The sequence below is a fragment of the Arthrobacter sp. MMS24-T111 genome, from assembly GCF_054888995.1.
Genome location: NZ_JBTZRO010000001.1, coordinates 3,818,129 through 3,834,743, shown reverse-complemented (window position 1 = coordinate 3,834,743; position 16,615 = coordinate 3,818,129). Strand labels below are relative to the sequence as shown.

Sequence of the window (16,615 nt, the reverse complement as noted above, 5' to 3'; positions counted from 1 at the left end):
TGCCGCTGGTGCGGTGTGGAGGCTCTTTTGTTGTGCAGCGGTGCAGCCGTGGGCGGCTTTCGCCGTGGCGTTTCATCGTTGATGGTGGCCGGCCGGTGCCAGGTTTCCGTGTTCTCCGTGCGGGACGGCGTACTGGCCCGCCGTCGACGCAGCGAGTCCCGGCGTCGCTATTCCCGCCACCAGCACGGCGCCGGCGAAGGCTGCGGCGAGCAGCCGTCCAGGCCGGACCGATCCCGCCGCACCATTGCCTGCCCGCGGCCCGCCTTCCCGGCGTGCTTCCGCCCGCCTGAGCCAGCCCAGGGACGCAATGATCATCAGCGTGAGCAGCAGGGCGGAGAGCTGCGTGAGGTTTAGGGCGGACGTCCGCGGAACGGCGAAGGCGATCGCCGCAACATGGACCGCGGCGGCGCCTGCCAAGGAATACCGCACCCGCCGGCTGCCCGCCGGAGGCTCCTTGGCCAGGAACACGATGGCTCCCGCCAGCAGGGCGGTGCCCCACAGCGCGGCTGCCGCACCGGCGGCAAGCCCAAGAGGTTGCGCGGGCCCGGCTGCCGCGGCGAAGAAGCTGGACGCGATGGCCAGGTTGACCGATCCCGCGCCGAAGCCGGCGAACCCGGCAACAAGCCGGACGGCCGGGACGGCTGGGGACGCCGCCCAGGCAGGGGCGGCAGCAGCAGCCCCCGGAGCCGCCCGGCCGGAAGCGGCCATGCCGGATGCCGCCATGGCTATGCCCGAGCAGCGGCCGGGGACTTGTCCAGGGACAGGCCCACGCCCAGGAGCAGGACGGCGCTGGCGAGGTGCAGGACGTTGTCGGCACCGTTCAGGGCGATGATGTTCAGCGGCGAGTCCAGCAGGAACAAGCCCACGATGCCCACCAGGAGGTAAACGGCGCCCACGGTGGCGTTGAGGGTGCGTGCGGTATCCGTCCCGCGGAGTCCGGCGAACAGCAGGGCCGCGCCAATGGCCAGGTGGATGACGTTGTGGAGCGGGTTGACCTCGAAGATGATCAGGTTCGCGCCTTCGGTGGCGACGAATCCGACGCCGGACGTGACGGCAAAGCCGAGGAGGCCCACCAGCAGGTAGACGGCTCCGAAGACGGTGGCGACGAGACGGTTGGGTGAGTTGCGCATGGGTTGAATCCTTCCTGGGGCGGGGAAAGTTCCCCGAACGCCGGGCCCGGACGGACCCTCGGAAGCAGTTCGCACCACTGAAGGAGAAGGATGGGTGAAAAGATCAGTACCCTTTGTGCTGTGCGGCCGACTGGGGCCGGGCCGGCCTGCCCGCAATCACGCGGCGGAGCGGTCAGGCGGCGGGCCGGAGCTTGATGTTGGTCATCTTGAGGTCGTTGGTGCCCTCGAAGCGGTAGGCGAGATCGACCTTCTTGCCATTACAGCTGATCTGGCCCGCCACGTCGGCTGATTTCAGGCCGTTTTCGGTGGCCACCTTGAGGTCGGTGTAGGCGGGCTTGCACGAGTCATCCAGCTCCAGGCTTTTCACCCCGGAGATGAACGCCTCCTTGGAAAGCTGCTGCTGGAGCGCGGGGTCAAGGTAGTTGTCGTATGCGGTGGTCACCTCGCCCGCGATCACCTTCTTGGTGAAGTCGTCGGCGAGGCCCCTGGCCTGGTTGGTGGCACTGTTCACCACGTTCACCAGGATCACGACGCCGAGGATCACCAACAGCAGCACCCCGCCGATGCCGCCGAGCACGATCCACAATTTCCGCCGGCTGCGCACCCGCGGACGTTCCCCGGGCAGGCCGAACGGGGCCGGCTGCGCAGGCATCGGGGGCAGTTGCTGCGGCGACGGGTCCGCGTTTCCGTGCCGGTACGAATCCTGGGGACTGCTCAAGGGGGAGCCTTTCGGGGACGGGTGCGGTGGCACCGGCGGATTGCCCGGGCCCATCCCGGCCCGGCGCGTAACTGGAACCAGCCTATAACCCCGGCCTCCGGCGTCGTGCCTCCCGCGGTGCAGCTACCCTCCCTCCGAGCCCCGTTCCAGGAGGGGCTGTACCCGGAAGGGGATCAGCTCACCCATGGCCAGCGCCGTGTCCGCCCGCTCCACGCCGTCGCAGGCCAGGATCTTGCCGTTGATCCGGAACAGGTCCTCGGCGTCCTTGGCCACCACGCGCAGCAGCAGGTCTGCCGACCCGGTGAGCCCGTATCCCTCCAGGATCTCGGGGATCGCCGCGATCTCCTCCGCCAGCCGCCCGAGTTTCTGCTGCTGGACGTGCACGGAGATGAAGGCCATCAGCGGGTACCCCAGCGCCACAGGATTGATGCGCCGTTCGAAGGACAGGAAGACGTGCTTCTTTTCCAGCTGTGCCATCCGCGCCTGGACGGTGTTCCGGGACAGGCCGAGCTTCTGCGCCAGTGCCACCACGGTCCGGCGCGGGTCCTGCGACAGCGCCGACAGCAGGCGGGTGTCAGTGCCATCCAAAGCTTGCATAATGCGCAACGCTAGCACGGTGGCAGCACGGCGGACAGGGCATTTTGCTCAGAAACAGCCGTGGTGGTTGTACCCCCTGAGCATTGTGAGTAGGGTCACAGTATCTGGGGCAATGGCGCCCGGAAGGCCGGTGGCGGCTGGAGCCAAAAGCCCGAAAACCACAGGTCAACGACGTACGAAGGTTGCGGCAATCGTGTCTACAGACGAAACGGGCCATGGCGGTGCAATCACCCCCGACAACGCAGGGGAATCCACCGCGTCCGGGCAGGAACTCCTCCAGTTGATCACCCCGGCAGGCGAGCGGATCAGCCATCCGGAGTTCGATTTTTGGGTCAAGGACATCACCGACGAGCAGTTATGTTCGCTCTTCGAGGACATGACGGTCATCCGGCGGATCGATGTTGAAGCCACCGCCCTGCAAAGGCAGGGAGAGCTGGCGCTCTGGCCGCCGCTGCTGGGGCAGGAGGCGGCCCAGATCGGTTCGGGACGGGCCATGCGGGTGGACGACTTTGTCTTCTCCAGCTACCGCGAGAACGGCGTGGCCTACTGCCGGGGCGTGGACCTGACGGACCTGCTCCGGGTCTGGCGCGGCAACGCCTCCGGCGGCTGGGACCCCTACAGCATCAACATGGCCACCCCGCAGATCATCATTGGCGCCCAAACCCTCCATGCCACCGGATACGCCATGGGTATCCAGAATGACGGCGCCGATGCCGTGGCGGTTACCTACTTCGGCGACGGCGCCACCAGCGAAGGCGACGTCAACGAGGCCATGGTGTTCGCCGCCAGCTTCCAGGCCCCCGTGGTGTTCTTCTGTACCAACAACCACTGGGCCATCTCCGAGCCCGTCCGGCTCCAGTCGCACATCCACCTCGCGGAGCGGGCCACAGGCTTCGGCATCCCCAGCCTGCGGGTGGACGGCAATGACGTCCTGGCTGTCATGGCCGGCACCCGGCTTGCGCTGGACCGGGCGCGGCGCGGCGGCGGCCCCACGTTCATCGAAGCCGTCACGTACCGGATGGGACCGCACACCACCGCCGATGATCCCACCCGCTACCGGGACGCCAACGAACTGGAGGACTGGGCTGCGAAGGACCCCATCTCCCGGCTGGCATCGCTCCTGGACCGGAAGGGCCTCCTGACCCCGGAGCTGCAGGAGCAGGTCCGGAACAAGGCCGATTCCGTTGCTGCGGAAATGCGCCGCGGTTGCACCACCATGCCGGACCCCCAGCCCATGGACGTGTTCAAGCACGTCTACAGCACCCCCAACTCCTGGCTTGAACGCCAGCAGGACCACTACGCCCGCTACCTTGCTTCATTCGGCGACCCCGCAGGAGCAGTTTCAGAGGAAGGTGCACGCTGATGACCCAGTTGACCTTTGCCCGCGCCATCAACGCCGGCCTGCGGAAGTCGCTGGAAGACGACTCCAAGGTGGTCCTCCTCGGCGAGGACATCGGCGCCCTCGGCGGCGTCTTCCGGGTAACTGACGGCCTGCAAAAAGACTTCGGCACGCACCGGGTGGTGGACACGCCGCTGGCTGAATCCGCCATCGTGGGGACCGCCGTCGGGCTGGCCTACCGCGGCTACCGCCCGGTGCTGGAGATCCAGTTCGACGGATTCATCTATCCGGCGTTCGACCAGATCGTCAGCCAGGTGGCGAAGCTGCATTACCGCACCCGCGGCGCCGTGAAGATGCCCATCACCATCAGGGTCCCTTTCGGCGGCGGGATCGGCTCGCCCGAGCACCACTCAGAGTCCCCGGAAGCGTACTTCACGCACACCTCCGGGCTGCGCGTGGTGGCGGTTTCCAACCCCCAGGACGCCTACACCATGATCCAGCAGGCCATTTCCTGCGACGATCCCGTCCTGTATTTCGAACCCAAGCGCCGCTACCACGACAAAGGCGAGGTGGATGAGTCGGCCGCCCTTTCTGCCGCCCTGCCCATGGACAAGGCCCGTGTGCTGACCGAAGGTACCGATGCCACCCTGGTGGCCTACGGACCCTTGGTCAAGACCGCTCTGGATGCCGCCACGGCTGCAGCCGACGAGGGTATCTCCCTCGAAGTCATCGACCTGCGCTCGCTGGCCCCGGTGGACTACGACGCCGTGGTGGCCTCCGTGCGGAAGACCGGGCACCTGGTGGTCACGCACGAAGCCGGACAATCCGGCGGCCTCGGCGCGGAGGTGGCCGCCAGCATCACTGAACGGTGTTTCTACTACCTCGAGGCTGCTCCGGTCCGGGTCACCGGGTTCGACATTCCGTACCCGTACTCCAAGTTGGAAATGCACCACCTGCCGGGCCTGGACCGCATCCTCGACGGTGTGGACCGTGCCCTGGGCCGCCCGAATTCCCTGAGCGGGCTGGAAGGATGAGCGCCACCATGATCAAGGAATTCCGTCTCCCGGACCTGGGTGAGGGGCTCACCGAGTCAGAAATCCTCAGCTGGAAAGTGGATGTTGGGGACACCGTCAGCCTGAACCAGGTCATTGCCGAGGTGGAGACAGCCAAAGCCGTGGTGGAGCTTCCCTCTCCGTTTGCCGGGGTGATCAAGAGCTCCACGAGCAGCCCGGTTCCGTCGTTGAGGTGGGCAAGCCCATCGTCTCGTTCGAGGTGCCGGACGACGCCGGAACGGCACCTTCGGACCCGGCCGGCAAGTTGGCGGCGGGGCCGGGGGAGCGCGGTGCGGAAACGCAGAAACGTGAACCGAACCTGGTGGGCTACGGCGCCGTCGTCGAAGGTTCCGGCCGGCCGGCCCGCCGGCCCCGGAACTTCGCCGCCCCGGTGGTTGGGGCGGTCGAAACCACGCCGGTCAAAATCGAGCCGCTCAAAACTGAGCCGGTCAAAACCGCGCCGGTCCAAACCAGGCCTGCGGTGGTTGAGCCTGCCGACACCAAGCCTGTTGACACCGCGGCCCCCGAGCGGCCCCGGTCCACCCCACCCGTGCGCAAGCTGGCCAGGGACCTGGGGGTGGACCTGGCACGGGTTCGCGGCACCGGGCCTGGCGGGTTGATCACCCGGGAAGACGTCCAGGGTTTTGCCGGACACGGCGAAGAACCTGTTGTGCCCACGTCGGAGCCTGTGGCCCACTCCGGCAGCCCGTTGGGGGAGCGGGAAACCCGGACTCCCATCAAGGGTGTCCGCAAATACACCGCGGCCGCCATGGTGCAGAGCGCCTTCACCGCACCGCACGCCACCGAATTCCTCACCGTGGATGTCACGCCCAGCCTTGAACTGCTGGCCAGGCTCAAGAACAGCAGGGACTTCGCCGGCCTCAAGCTCACCCCGCTGACGCTCGCGGCCAAGGCAGTCCTCGTGGCCCTCCGCCGGAATCCGGCGCTGAACTCGCACTGGGATGAGGAACACCAGGAAATCGTCACTTACAACTACGTCAACCTCGGCATTGCCGCGGCCACGCCCCGGGGACTTACCGTTCCCAACATCAAAGATGCGGACACCATGCAGCTTCCGCAGCTCGCCCAGGCGTTGACGGCGCTCGCGGAAACGGCCCGTGCCGGCAAGTCCACTCCTGCCGAGCTGTCCGGCGGCACCATTTCCATCACCAACATCGGCGTTTTCGGCATCGATGCCGGTACTCCCATCCTCAACCCGGGCGAGGCCGCCATCCTGGGGCTGGGCGCCGTCCGGACCATGCCCTGGGAGTACCGGGGCGAGGTGGCCCTGCGCCAGGTGATCACCTTGAGCCTCTCGTTCGACCACCGGCTGGTGGACGGCGAACAAGGCTCCCGGTTCCTTGCCGATGTCGGCGCCATCCTGGCCGAGCCGGGAATGGTACTCACCATGGTCTAGCGGGAGGGCCGGGCGTCCCCTGCACTGTCCACCAGCAGCGCTGCCAGTGCCATCCGCTCAAGCAGGGGGCGGGCCACCCCGGCCGCGATCCGCCGTCCATGGCTGCGGACGGAGTGCGGCGTGGAGTTGATGAGGCCGAACGTCGCGTGCGCCCGCATGCGGAGTTCGGCAGCGTCCGTGCCGGGGTGGACTCCGGCAAGGACATCCACCCATAGCTCCACGTAGCTGCGCTGCAGGGAGCGCACCGCGGACTGGTCCTGTTCGGAGAGGTTGCTGAGGTCCCGGTCCTGGACGCGGATCACGTCGGGCTTGCCGAGCGCAAAGTCCACCTGGAACTCCACCAGCCGGCGCAGGGCGGCTTCCGGGCCGGCGCTGTCTTCCACCACCTGGCGTCCGCCGTCCAGGAGTTCCTGGCTCACGGTCACCAAGAGGTCGGCGAGGACTGCCTGCTTGCCCGGGAAATGGCGGTACACTGCGGGGCCGCTCACCCCTGCTGCCGCACCAAGGTCTTCGAGCGAAACCCGGTTGAACCCGTTGAGAGCGAACAATGAAGCCGCCGCCGTGAGCAGGGCCTGCCGACGGTTCTCCTTCGCCTTGCCGCGCTGCGTGGTGGGAGCCGGATGCGGCGTGGTTCCTGGCTGCGCGGCATTGCTGGGTTGTGTTCCCGTGCTTGGCACTTTTCCTCCTCGGGCCGACGCAGATTCTACCAAGACCGCCATGTGTTGGACATCACAGTTAATCGAGACTAACCTGAATTTCAGTTATTAGTCACTAACCGAGTTGGCCTGGGGCCGGCCCGGTCCAGACAGGAACGGATCGTCAATGGAGACCCTTGCCAGCCGGCTCGACCCCGCAAGCGAGTCCTTCCGCGCCAACCGGGAAGCGCAACTGGCCCTCGCCGGCGACCTCCGGAAGAGGCTGGCGGACGCGGCCCTCGGCGGACCGGAGAAATCGCGGGAGAGGCACGTGGCACGGGGGAAGCTGCTGCCGCGGGACCGGATTGACCAGTTGCTGGATGACGGCAGCCCGTTCCTGGAGATCGCGCCGCTGGCTGCCAACGGGATGTACGGCGACGACGCCCCGGGCGCCGGGGTCATCGCCGGGATCGGACTGGTGCACGGGCGGCAGGTGCTGGTGATCTCCAACGATGCCACCGTCAAAGGCGGTACCTACTACCCGATGACGGTGAAGAAGCACCTGCGTGCCCAGGAGATAGCTCTCGAAAACGGGCTGCCCTGCATCTACCTCGTGGATTCGGGCGGGGCGTTCCTTCCCAAACAGGATGAGGTCTTTCCGGACAAGGACCACTTCGGCCGCATCTTCTACAACCAGGCCAGGCTCTCCGCCGCGAAGATACCGCAGATCGCCGCCGTCATGGGGTCATGCACCGCCGGCGGTGCCTACGTCCCCGCCATGAGCGACGAGACAGTCATCGTCCGGAACCAAGGCACGATCTTCCTGGGCGGGCCGCCCCTGGTGAAGGCCGCCATCGGCGAGATCGTGACTGCGGAGGAACTCGGCGGTGGAGACGTGCACGCACGCATCTCCGGGGTGACAGACCACCTGGCGGAAAATGACGAGCACGCCCTGCAGATCATCCGGGACATTGTTGCCACCCTCCCGCCGCCCGCCGCGGCGGCCTGGCAGGTGGAACCCGCCGTCGAACCTGCCGTGGACCCGGACGGAATCTACGGTGCCGTGCCCACGGACGTCAACGCCCCCTACGACGTCCACGAAGTCATCGCCCGGCTGGTGGACGGCAGCAGGTTCCACGAGTTCAAGAGGGAATACGGCACCACCCTTGTCACGGGATTCGCCCGGATCTGCGGACACCCCGTGGGTATCGTGGCCAACAACGGGGTGCTCTTCAGTGAATCGTCGCTCAAAGGCGCCCATTTCATCGAACTCTGCGACCAGCGCGGCATCCCGCTGCTGTTCCTCCAGAACATCTCCGGCTTCATGGTGGGGAAGGACGCCGAGCAGGGCGGCATCGCCAAGAACGGCGCCAAGATGGTGACGGCCGTGGCCACTGCCCGCGTTCCCAAACTGACGGTGGTGATCGGCGGCTCCTTTGGCGCCGGCAACTATTCGATGTGCGGCCGGGCCTATTCGCCGCGGTTCCTCTGGATGTGGCCCGCCGCCCGGATCTCCGTCATGGGCGGCAACCAGGCCGCCAGCGTCCTGGCCACCGTGAAGCGCGACCAGTACGAGGCGGCCGGCGAAGAATGGCCGGAAAGCGACGAAGAGGCGTTCAAAGCACCCATCCGCCGCCAATACGAGGACCAGGGCAGCCCCTACTACTCCACAGCCAGGCTCTGGGACGATGCCGTGATCGACCCCGCAGACACCCGCACCGTCCTGGGACTGGCGCTCGACGTCGTCTCCCGCACCCCCTTGCCGGAGACCTCCTTCGGCCTCTTCCGGATGTGAGCCCGCAATGACCATGCAAACCCGAACAGATCCAGCCCCTGGCGGCACGTCCACCCCACGCCTGTTCGGCACGGTCCTGGTGGCAAACCGCGGTGAAATCGCCTGCCGGGTCATCCGGACCCTGCGCCGCCTGGGCATCCGGTCGGTGGCCGTCTACAGCGATGCCGACGCCGGCGCCCGCCACGTCCGCGAAGCTGACGCGGCCGTGCGCATCGGCCCGGCAGCCGCCGTCGAAAGCTACCTGAGCGCGGACGCGATCATTGAGGCGTGCCGGCAATCGGGCGCCGAGGCCGTCCATCCGGGGTACGGCTTCCTGAGTGAGAACGTGGACTTCGCCCGGGCCTTGGAGAAGGCCGGCATCACCTTCATCGGACCCGGAGTGGAGGCCCTGAACGTCATGGGGGACAAGATCCGGGCCAAGAACCACGTGGCCGGATACGCCGTGCCGGTGGTTCCCGGCATCGCCAAGCCCGGCATGACCGACAGTGAACTGGTGGAGGCAGCCGGCGGGGTCGGCTTTCCGCTCCTGATCAAGCCCTCCGCCGGCGGCGGCGGCAAGGGGATGCACGCCGTTGAAAAACCGGAGGACCTGCCCGCCGCCCTGGCAACGGCCCGGCGCGTGGCCGCCGCCGCGTTCGGCGACGACACACTGTTCCTGGAACGCCTCGTGACCACCCCACGGCACATCGAAGTGCAGGTGCTGGCGGACAGCCACGGCAACGTCATCCACCTGGGCGAGCGGGAATGCTCGCTGCAGCGGCGTCACCAGAAAGTCATCGAGGAAGCGCCGTCGCCGCTGCTGGAGGACCTTCCGGACGGGGCGGCCATCCGCGCACGGATCGGCGAGGCGGCCTGCAATGCAGCCCGCAGCGTGAACTACCGGGGCGCCGGAACCGTGGAATTCCTGGTGTCAGATGACGCGCCGGACGAGTTCTTCTTCATGGAGATGAACACCCGCCTGCAGGTTGAGCACCCGGTCACCGAAATGGTCACCGGCATCGACCTGGTGGAATGGCAGGTGCGGATCGCAGCAGGTGCGGAACTGACGCTCCGGCAGGCCGACGTCGGGCTTTCCGGCCACGCTGTGGAGGCGAGAGTCTACGCAGAGGTGCCGGAGAAGAACTTCCTCCCCTCCACCGGGACCGTGCTGGTGCTGGATGAACTGCCTGGGCCGAAGCAGCGGCCCAGCGCTCCTGCCCCGGTCGAAGCGGAACCTGCCGGCGCTCGGGTCAGAGTGGATTCCTCACTCGTGGAAGGGTTGGAGCTCTCGGCCCACTACGACCCCATGATTTCCAAGGTGATCGCCTGGGGTGAGGACCGCACCGCCGCCCTGAATGCCCTGGACGGTGCCCTGGCCGGCTACACGGCCTTGGGTATCGACACCAACGTGGAATACCTGAGGCTCCTGCTCAGCGACCCCGACGTCCAGGCCGGCCGCCTGGACACGGGCCTGATCCAACGGAAGCTGCCCGGCATGGAATTCCGGACCGCCGGGGATGCGGAACTCGTGGCCGCCGCCCTGTACGCGCTCTCCCTGGAGGACCAAAACTACCCTGCTCCGGGGAGCGGCCCGTGGCGGGCACGCAACGGCTGGCGGGTGGGAACGCCGGCGCCGCGCCGGATCAGCCTGGGAACGGCCGACGACGGCGTGGCCACGGTGGCGGTCACCGGTACCCCCAACGGGGGAGGCACCGCCGTGGTCGCGGTCAACGACGGCCCCCCGATGCCGGCGTCCCTCCAGTGGTCCAGCCGGCAAAGCATCGAACTTGACCTTGACGGCCAACGCCACGCCTACCGGCTGGCGCCCGACTATCCAGGGCCCGCCGCTCCGGCATGGGACAACCCCGTGCCCGCCGGGCCCTCCCGGATTTTCCTGGGGAGTGATGGCTGGTCCTGCCGGCTTGAGGTCCTGACCCGGGAGGCACGGCTGGACCGAATGCTGGCCGCCATTCAACGCGAAGAAGGCTCAGCGGATCCCGAGGTGCGCTCGCCAATGCCGGGAACCGTGGTGGCCGTCCCGGTCACCGACGGCGACGCGGTCCAGGCCGGGGAGGTCCTGGTGTCCGTGGAGGCCATGAAGATGGAGCACCACCTCGTTGCCCCGCTGGCCGGCACCGTGCACCTTAGCGCCCGCACCGGCGACCTCGTGAAGGCCGACCAGGTCCTGGCCACCGTGCACCCCCACCCTGCAGACGCGGAACCAGCGCCCGCAGATACAGATACAGACACAGCCACCAGCCAAGGCGAAGGAGCCTGACCATGACCGGATTCGAACTCAGCGAGGAATACCAGGACCTCAGCGACACCGTCCGCGACTTCGCGGACAACGTGGTGGCCCCGGTGTCCGCCAAACACGATGCGGAACACAGCTTCCCGTATGACGTGGTGAAACAGATGGCCGAAATGGGCCTGTTCGGGCTGCCCTTCCCGGAGGAATTCGGCGGCATGGGCGGCGACTACTTCGCGCTCGCCCTGGCCTTGGAACAGCTCGGCCGCGTGGACCAGTCGGTGGCCATCACGCTGGAGGCCGGCGTTTCCCTGGGGGCCATGCCGGTGTACCGCTTCGGTACCGACGCCCAGAAGCAGGAATGGCTTCCGCTCCTGGCATCAGGCCAGGCGCTCGCAGGCTTCGGGCTCACCGAACCCGAGGCAGGTTCGGATGCGGGCGGCACCAAGACCACCGCGCGCCGCGACGACGGCAGCTGGGTGATCAACGGCAACAAGGAGTTCATCACCAACTCGGGAACGGACATCACCCGGCTGGTCACCGTCACCGCCGTCACCGGCCGGAAGGAAGCCGCCGACGGCAGCCTGCGGAAGGAGATCTCGACCATCCTCGTGCCCACGGATACACCGGGCTTCAAAGCGGAGAAGCCGTACAACAAGGTGGGCTGGAATGCATCCGACACCCACCCGTTGACCCTCAAGGATGTCCGCGTACCGGAGGAAAACCTCCTTGGGGAAGAAGGGCGCGGGTATGCGAATTTCCTGTCCATCCTGGACGAAGGCAGGATCGCCATTGCTGCCCTGGCCACCGGCGCCGCCCAGGGCTGCGTGGACCTGTCGGTCAAATACGCCAGGGAACGCAGGGCGTTCGGCCAGGAAATCGGCAAGTACCAGGCCATCTCCTTCAAGATCGCACGGATGGAAGCGCGGGCCCACACGGCCCGCCTGGCCTACTACGATGCGGCCGCCAGGATGCTGGCCGGCAAGCCGTTCAAGACCCAGGCGGCCATCGCTAAGATGGTCGCAGGCGAGGCGGCCATGGACAACGCGCGGGATGCCACCCAGGTATTCGGCGGCTATGGCTTCATCAACGAGTTCACCGTGGCGCGCCACTACCGCGACTCCAAGATCCTTGAAGTGGGGGAGGGCACCACGGAAGTCCAGCTGATGCTGATCGCCCGTGAACTGGGACTGTAAGCACCTGCGCCAGCAGTACGGATCGCAGCCGGCCTGAAAGGATCATTGATGATTGACAAGGTTGTAGCCAGCGCCGACGCCGCCGTGGCAGACATCCCGGACGGGGCGTCCCTGGCGGTTGGCGGGTTCGGGCTGTGTGGAATTCCGGTGGCCCTGATCGACGCCCTGCACCGCGCCGGCACCTCCGGCCTGGAAACGGTCAGCAACAACTGCGGCGTGGATGACTGGGGCTTGGGCATCCTGCTCCGCGACGGCCGCATCCGCCGCACCATCAGCTCCTATGTGGGGGAAAACAAGGAGTTCGCCCGCCAGTACCTTGCCGGTGAACTCGAGGTGGTGTTGACGCCGCAGGGCACCCTGGCCGAGAAGCTGCGCGCCGGCGGCGCCGGCATTCCCGCGTTCTACACCAAGGCGGGGGTTGGGACCCAGGTGTCCGACGGCGGCCTGCCGCAGAAGTACGACGCCGACGGCGGCATCGCGATCGCCTCCGCGGCCAAGGAAGTGCGTTCCTTTGCGGGAGTGGACTATGTCCTCGAAGAATCCCTCACTCCCGACTACGGGCTGGTGCACGCCTGGAAGGGTGACCGGCACGGCAACCTGGTCTTCCACGCCACGGCCATGAACTTCAATCCGCTCTGCGCCATGGCCGGACGCATCACCATCGCCGAGGTGGAGGAACTCGTCGAACCCGGCGAACTGGACCCCGAACACATCCACACCCCCGGGATCTTCGTCCAGCGGGTGGTCCTGGCGGCCGGCGGGGAAAAGCGCATCGAAAAGCGGACGGTGGCCTTGGCGGCCCCGGCCGCGGCGGGCGGGAGCCCCGCCGGCAGCGACCAGCAGGCAGGAGCATGACCATGGATCCCAACAGCCCCGAGGCGCCACGCCCGGAAGCGGTCCGCCCGGAATACCGGCGTGGCGGCGGGCACCAGCCCGGGCCCGGCGGAGCCGTCGCCGCAGCAGGCAGCAAAGGCTGGACGCGGAACGAACTGGCCGCCAGGGTTGCCCGGGAACTCCGCAACGGCCAGTACGTCAACTTGGGCATCGGCATGCCCACCCTGATTCCCAACTACATTCCGGCCGGGGTGGAAGTGGTGCTGCACTCGGAGAACGGGATCCTGGGCGTTGGCCCCTACCCGGCGGAGGATGCGGTGGATCCGGACCTGATCAATGCCGGCAAGGAGACCGTGACGGTAAACCGGGGTGCGGCGTTCTTCGACTCGGCAACGTCGTTTGGCATGATCCGCGGCGGCCACGTGGACCTCGCCGTCTTGGGCGCTATGGAAGTGGCCGCCAACGGAGACCTCGCCAACTGGATGGTCCCGGGAAAGATGGTCAAGGGAATGGGCGGCGCCATGGACCTGGTGTTTGGCGCCAAGCGCGTGATCGTGATGATGGAGCACGTGGACCGGAACGGCAATCCCAAGATCGTCCGGGAGTGCTCGCTCCCGCTGACCGGCAAAGGCTGCGTGGACCGGATCATCACCGACCTCGCCGTGATCGACGTCGTCCGGGACGGCGGCCCATCCCGGCTGGTGCTGCGCGAGCTGGCCCCCAACGTTTCCGTCGAAGACGTGGTGGCCGCCACCGGTGCGGAATTGTACGAAGAAGACCAGGAACTCACCGTATGACCGGCACCAACCCCACTGATGGAGTTCCGGCCGGCCCAACGGCCGGAGGGGGCGGCAGGCGCGTCATCGAGCAGCGCGGGCTCTACTTCGACGAGCTGGAGGAGGGCGTGCTGTATGCCCACCGGCCCGGACGCACCGTGACGGAAACGGACAACGTCCTCTTCACCACCCTCACCATGAACACGCAGGCGCTGCACCTGGACGCGGCCTGGAGCGCGGGGCAGCCCTTTGGCCAGCGGCTGATGAACTCGATGTTCACGCTCGCCACCATGGTGGGGCAGTCCGTCACCCAGTTGACCCAGGGGACCATCATCGCCCAGCTCGGGCTGACCGATGTCTCCTTCCCGCACCCGCTCTACCACGGGGACACGCTCTACACCGAGACCGTGATCACCGGCAAGCGGCTTTCGGCCTCCCGGCCGGGCCAGGGCATCGTCACCATGGAGCACACCGGGCGCAACCAGGACGGAGCCGTGGTGGCACGGGCCACGAGAAGCTGCCTGATGTGGACCCGGGGCGCCCACCAGGACCAGCCCGGCGCACAGGGGAGAATGCCCGTATGACTTTTGTGATGGGCCCTGCCCTGCTCTTTTGCCCCGCCGACCGCCCCGAGCGCTACCTGAAAGCCGCAGCGCGGGCGGACGCCGTGATCCTGGACCTCGAGGACGCCGTGGCGCCACCGGACAAGCAGCGGGCGCGCGGCGCAATCCTGGCCCAGGCGGGCGCTGCCGGAGACGACCCCGAACTCGACCCCAGCCGGACCATCGTCCGGGTCAACCCGGTCGGCACGGATGACTTCGCGAAGGACCTGCACTGCCTGGCGCATACGCCGTACCGCACCGTCATGCTCGCCAAGGCGGAATCGGCTGAACAGCTCACGGCGCTGGAAGGCTACCAGGTCATTGCGCTGTGCGAAACGGCCCTGGGCGTGCTGAACGCCCCCGCCATTGCGGCCGCCCCCAACGTGGTGGCCCTGATGTGGGGAGCAGAGGACCTCGTGGCCACGTTGGGGGGCACCTCCAGCAGGAAGGACGACGGCGGCTACCGGGCGGTGGCCCTGCACGCCCGCTCCTCGGTGCTGCTGGCCGCCAGGGCCTTGGGCAAGGAAGCCATCGACGCCGTGTACACCAACATCCCCGACCTCGACGGGCTGGCGGACGAAACCGCCGACGCCGTAGCCTCCGGGTTCGGCTCCAAAGCGTGCATCCATCCCGGCCAGGCCGCCGTGGTCCGCAAAGCCTACGCTCCCTCCGAGGAGGAGGTGGCCGCGGCGCGTGAACTGCTGGACGCTGCCGCCGCGGCCGGGAACGGGGTCTTCCAACACCACGGAAAGATGATCGACGGGCCAATCCTGAAGCACGCCCAAGGCATCCTGCGCCGTGCAGGCAGGGACGCCTAGCTGCCCTTCCGTCCCGTCGGCCGGCGCAGGGACGTGGGCGGAATGGGCTCGTACAGCAGCGTCCGCACCCAGCGGTTCCCGGTCTCCCGGAACTCCTTCCGGGTGGCGAAGCGGTAATGGAAACTGCGCACGCGCACCAGGCGCGGCGCGGCGCCGTCGAACGGGTCATACCGGAGCAGCCGCAACACCCGCCGGTCCGCCACGAGCAGCTTGCCCAGGAAGGCGTAGAACCATTCCTCGTGCACGCTCCGCAGCGGCAGGAACCACATCAGCCAGTCCAGCCGCAGATGGTACGGAGCCCACTGCCGGGGCATGCGCCGGACATCGCCCGGCTTGCCCTTGAAGCCGTACTCGCGCCAGTCCGAGCTGTCATCGGGATCATCGTCCAGCGTGCCCTCCACCACGATCTCGATCCGCTGCTTGGTCACCGTGCCGAAAGCGCCATAGGCATTGACGAGCTGCCACCGGTTGAAGCTGGCATTCATCAGCTGCCGGCGGGAGAAGAGGTTCCGCAATGGCCAGTAGCTCAGGACCAGCAGCAGGAGGGACGCCGCCAGCGTTATGGCCAGCCACCAAGGGGGAGTGGCCGGTGCTGCGCCGGCGTGCCAGTCCGCCGGGACAGCCGGGATCACGGCGTGGGCCACGGGATCGCTGACCGCGGCAAACGCCAGGATGATCGCCATCCAGTTCAGCCACGCAAAGTTGCCGCTCGCCACCAGCCACAGCTGGGTGGCCACGACGACGGCCGCCGCCACGCCCGCCACCGGCTGCGGCGCGAACAGCAGGAACGGCACCACCAGCTGGGCGATGTGGTTGCCCACCACTTCGATCCGATGCAAGGGCTTGGGCAGCAGGTGCGCCTGACGGCTGAGGGGCCCCGGCATGGGCTGGGTCTCATGGTGGTAGTACAACGCCGTCAGGTCCCGCCACTCCCGGCCGCCGCGGATCTTGATCATGCCTGCCCCGAACTCCAGCCGGAACACCAGCCACACCACCAGGATCAGGATGATCCGCGGCGGTTCCGTCTGGTCAGATCCCAGGAAGGCCACGGTGAAACCGGCCTCCAGCAGCAGCATCTCCCAGCCAAACCCGTAGAAGGTCTGCCCCACGTTCACGATGGACATGTACAAGAGCCACAAGGCAAGGAACGCCAGCAACGGAACCCAGGGCGGTCCGGCCTGGGGAAGCCCGGCGACAAGGAGCGCCGAGACCGCCAGGCCCACGGCGCAGACACCGCGCAGCAGCCGGTCCGAGTACCGCCAACGGAACAGCGTGGGCCGGGACAACCGGGAAAACGCGGCCAGGAAGTCCGGCACCGGAAGGAGGCCGCGCTCTCCGAGCAAAGCCGGGAACTGGTTCAGCGTGGACAGGAACGCAACGAAATACAACGCTGCGACGCCCCGTTGCAGCACCTGCCGGGCAAATTCATACTCCGGCGCATCGAACCAGGTGAGCCAGTCCACAATTCCACGTTACGCC

At 67.5% G+C, this 16,615-nt stretch carries 16 protein-coding genes and 1 pseudogene; 11 read left to right on the top strand and 6 right to left on the bottom strand.

Annotated features, from left to right (window positions below):
• Nucleotides 1-72 precede the first annotated feature (72 nt).
• The 4 genes from ACX5I6_RS17975 to ACX5I6_RS17960 all read right to left on the bottom strand — a co-directional run bounded on the left by ACX5I6_RS17975 (nucleotide 73) and on the right by ACX5I6_RS17960 (nucleotide 2,445).
• Nucleotides 73-723 (bottom strand): hypothetical protein, encoded by a 651-nt coding sequence (locus tag ACX5I6_RS17975; RefSeq protein WP_461841353.1) that lies wholly within the window; start codon nucleotides 721-723, stop codon nucleotides 73-75.
• Between the two features lie 2 nt (nucleotides 724-725).
• On the bottom strand, nucleotides 726-1,130 hold the full coding sequence (locus ACX5I6_RS17970; protein ID WP_018763442.1) for a DUF4383 domain-containing protein: 405 nt from the start codon (nucleotides 1,128-1,130) through the stop codon (nucleotides 726-728).
• 172 nt (nucleotides 1,131-1,302) lie between these two features.
• Complete coding sequence (locus ACX5I6_RS17965) at nucleotides 1,303-1,848, bottom strand: hypothetical protein (protein WP_461841352.1); 546 nt, start codon at nucleotides 1,846-1,848, stop codon at nucleotides 1,303-1,305.
• Nucleotides 1,849-1,971: 123 nt separating this feature from the next.
• Entirely contained in the window at nucleotides 1,972-2,445 is a 474-nt protein-coding gene (locus ACX5I6_RS17960; RefSeq protein WP_026265061.1) for an Lrp/AsnC family transcriptional regulator, read from the bottom strand.
• Between the two features lie 193 nt (nucleotides 2,446-2,638).
• On the opposite strand from ACX5I6_RS17960, the gene pdhA reads away from it, so the two are divergent.
• The 4 genes and pseudogenes from pdhA to ACX5I6_RS17940 all read left to right on the top strand — a co-directional run bounded on the left by pdhA (nucleotide 2,639) and on the right by ACX5I6_RS17940 (nucleotide 6,253).
• Nucleotides 2,639-3,808, top strand: coding sequence for a pyruvate dehydrogenase (acetyl-transferring) E1 component subunit alpha (gene pdhA / locus ACX5I6_RS17955; RefSeq protein ID WP_461841351.1), 1,170 nt, complete (start codon nucleotides 2,639-2,641; stop codon nucleotides 3,806-3,808).
• Nucleotides 3,808-4,818: an alpha-ketoacid dehydrogenase subunit beta gene (locus ACX5I6_RS17950; protein WP_461841350.1), complete on the top strand. Its 1,011-nt coding sequence runs from the start codon at nucleotides 3,808-3,810 to the stop codon at nucleotides 4,816-4,818. The genes pdhA and ACX5I6_RS17950 overlap by 1 nt, the downstream gene beginning before the upstream one ends.
• Nucleotides 4,815-4,940 (top strand): annotated as a pseudogene (locus ACX5I6_RS17945) (biotin/lipoyl-containing protein); the annotation flags it as partial. The gene ACX5I6_RS17950 and the pseudogene ACX5I6_RS17945, both read left to right, overlap by 4 nt.
• An 89-nt stretch (nucleotides 4,941-5,029) precedes the next feature.
• The gene (locus tag ACX5I6_RS17940) at nucleotides 5,030-6,253 is read left to right on the top strand and encodes a dihydrolipoamide acetyltransferase family protein (RefSeq protein ID WP_461841349.1); all 1,224 of its coding nucleotides are present in this window, start codon (nucleotides 5,030-5,032) and stop codon (nucleotides 6,251-6,253) included.
• Here the strand turns inward: ACX5I6_RS17940 and ACX5I6_RS17935 are convergent.
• Complete coding sequence (locus ACX5I6_RS17935; protein WP_461841348.1) at nucleotides 6,250-6,930, bottom strand: SACE_7040 family transcriptional regulator; 681 nt, start codon at nucleotides 6,928-6,930, stop codon at nucleotides 6,250-6,252. The two genes, ACX5I6_RS17940 and ACX5I6_RS17935, sit on opposite strands and share 4 nt — an antisense overlap.
• A gap of 145 nt (nucleotides 6,931-7,075) precedes the next feature.
• Between ACX5I6_RS17935 and ACX5I6_RS17930 the strand changes: the two genes are divergently transcribed.
• From ACX5I6_RS17930 to ACX5I6_RS17900, 7 genes are read left to right on the top strand one after another with little or no spacing between them, the layout of a single operon-like run.
• Nucleotides 7,076-8,683, top strand: a complete 1,608-nt coding sequence (locus tag ACX5I6_RS17930) for a carboxyl transferase domain-containing protein (RefSeq protein WP_461841347.1) — start codon at nucleotides 7,076-7,078, stop codon at nucleotides 8,681-8,683.
• Between the two features lie 7 nt (nucleotides 8,684-8,690).
• Nucleotides 8,691-10,940, top strand: coding sequence for an acetyl/propionyl/methylcrotonyl-CoA carboxylase subunit alpha (locus tag ACX5I6_RS17925; RefSeq protein WP_461841346.1), 2,250 nt, complete (start codon nucleotides 8,691-8,693; stop codon nucleotides 10,938-10,940).
• A gap of 2 nt (nucleotides 10,941-10,942) precedes the next feature.
• Nucleotides 10,943-12,106, top strand: a complete 1,164-nt coding sequence (locus ACX5I6_RS17920) for an acyl-CoA dehydrogenase family protein (RefSeq protein WP_285248130.1) — start codon at nucleotides 10,943-10,945, stop codon at nucleotides 12,104-12,106.
• Between the two features lie 48 nt (nucleotides 12,107-12,154).
• Entirely contained in the window at nucleotides 12,155-12,961 is an 807-nt protein-coding gene (locus tag ACX5I6_RS17915) for a CoA transferase subunit A (protein ID WP_285248129.1), read from the top strand.
• Nucleotides 12,958-13,737: a CoA transferase subunit B gene (locus tag ACX5I6_RS17910; protein WP_461841345.1), complete on the top strand. Its 780-nt coding sequence runs from the start codon at nucleotides 12,958-12,960 to the stop codon at nucleotides 13,735-13,737. The genes ACX5I6_RS17915 and ACX5I6_RS17910 overlap by 4 nt, the downstream gene beginning before the upstream one ends.
• Nucleotides 13,734-14,300: a MaoC family dehydratase gene (locus ACX5I6_RS17905; RefSeq protein ID WP_243835542.1), complete on the top strand. Its 567-nt coding sequence runs from the start codon at nucleotides 13,734-13,736 to the stop codon at nucleotides 14,298-14,300. Before ACX5I6_RS17910 ends, ACX5I6_RS17905 begins: the two co-directional genes overlap by 4 nt.
• Nucleotides 14,297-15,136 carry an HpcH/HpaI aldolase/citrate lyase family protein gene (locus ACX5I6_RS17900; protein ID WP_461841344.1) on the top strand — a complete coding sequence of 280 codons (840 nt, stop codon included), beginning with the start codon at nucleotides 14,297-14,299 and terminating at the stop codon, nucleotides 15,134-15,136. The genes ACX5I6_RS17905 and ACX5I6_RS17900 overlap by 4 nt, the downstream gene beginning before the upstream one ends.
• On the opposite strand, the gene ACX5I6_RS17895 is transcribed toward ACX5I6_RS17900, so the two are convergent.
• On the bottom strand, nucleotides 15,133-16,599 hold the full coding sequence (locus tag ACX5I6_RS17895; protein ID WP_461841343.1) for a lipase maturation factor family protein: 1,467 nt from the start codon (nucleotides 16,597-16,599) through the stop codon (nucleotides 15,133-15,135). The two genes, ACX5I6_RS17900 and ACX5I6_RS17895, sit on opposite strands and share 4 nt — an antisense overlap.
• Nucleotides 16,600-16,615 lie beyond the last annotated feature (16 nt).

Bases quoted from the DNA above. Each gene is read 5' to 3' on its own strand.
- ACX5I6_RS17970 (WP_018763442.1), bottom strand. From the start codon at position 1,130: ATGCGCAACTCACCCAACCGTCTCGTCGCCACCGTCTTCGGAGCCGTC.
- ACX5I6_RS17910 (WP_461841345.1), top strand. From the start codon at position 12,958: ATGACCATGGATCCCAACAGCCCCGAGGCGCCACGCCCGGAAGCGGTC.
- ACX5I6_RS17930 (WP_461841347.1), top strand. From the start codon at position 7,076: ATGGAGACCCTTGCCAGCCGGCTCGACCCCGCAAGCGAGTCCTTCCGC.
- ACX5I6_RS17950 (WP_461841350.1), top strand. From the start codon at position 3,808: ATGACCCAGTTGACCTTTGCCCGCGCCATCAACGCCGGCCTGCGGAAG.
- ACX5I6_RS17905 (WP_243835542.1), top strand. From the start codon at position 13,734: ATGACCGGCACCAACCCCACTGATGGAGTTCCGGCCGGCCCAACGGCC.
- ACX5I6_RS17915 (WP_285248129.1), top strand. From the start codon at position 12,155: ATGATTGACAAGGTTGTAGCCAGCGCCGACGCCGCCGTGGCAGACATC.
- ACX5I6_RS17960 (WP_026265061.1), bottom strand. From the start codon at position 2,445: ATGCAAGCTTTGGATGGCACTGACACCCGCCTGCTGTCGGCGCTGTCG.
- ACX5I6_RS17900 (WP_461841344.1), top strand. From the start codon at position 14,297: ATGACTTTTGTGATGGGCCCTGCCCTGCTCTTTTGCCCCGCCGACCGC.
- ACX5I6_RS17920 (WP_285248130.1), top strand. From the start codon at position 10,943: ATGACCGGATTCGAACTCAGCGAGGAATACCAGGACCTCAGCGACACC.
- ACX5I6_RS17975 (WP_461841353.1), bottom strand. From the start codon at position 723: ATGGCGGCATCCGGCATGGCCGCTTCCGGCCGGGCGGCTCCGGGGGCT.
- ACX5I6_RS17925 (WP_461841346.1), top strand. From the start codon at position 8,691: ATGACCATGCAAACCCGAACAGATCCAGCCCCTGGCGGCACGTCCACC.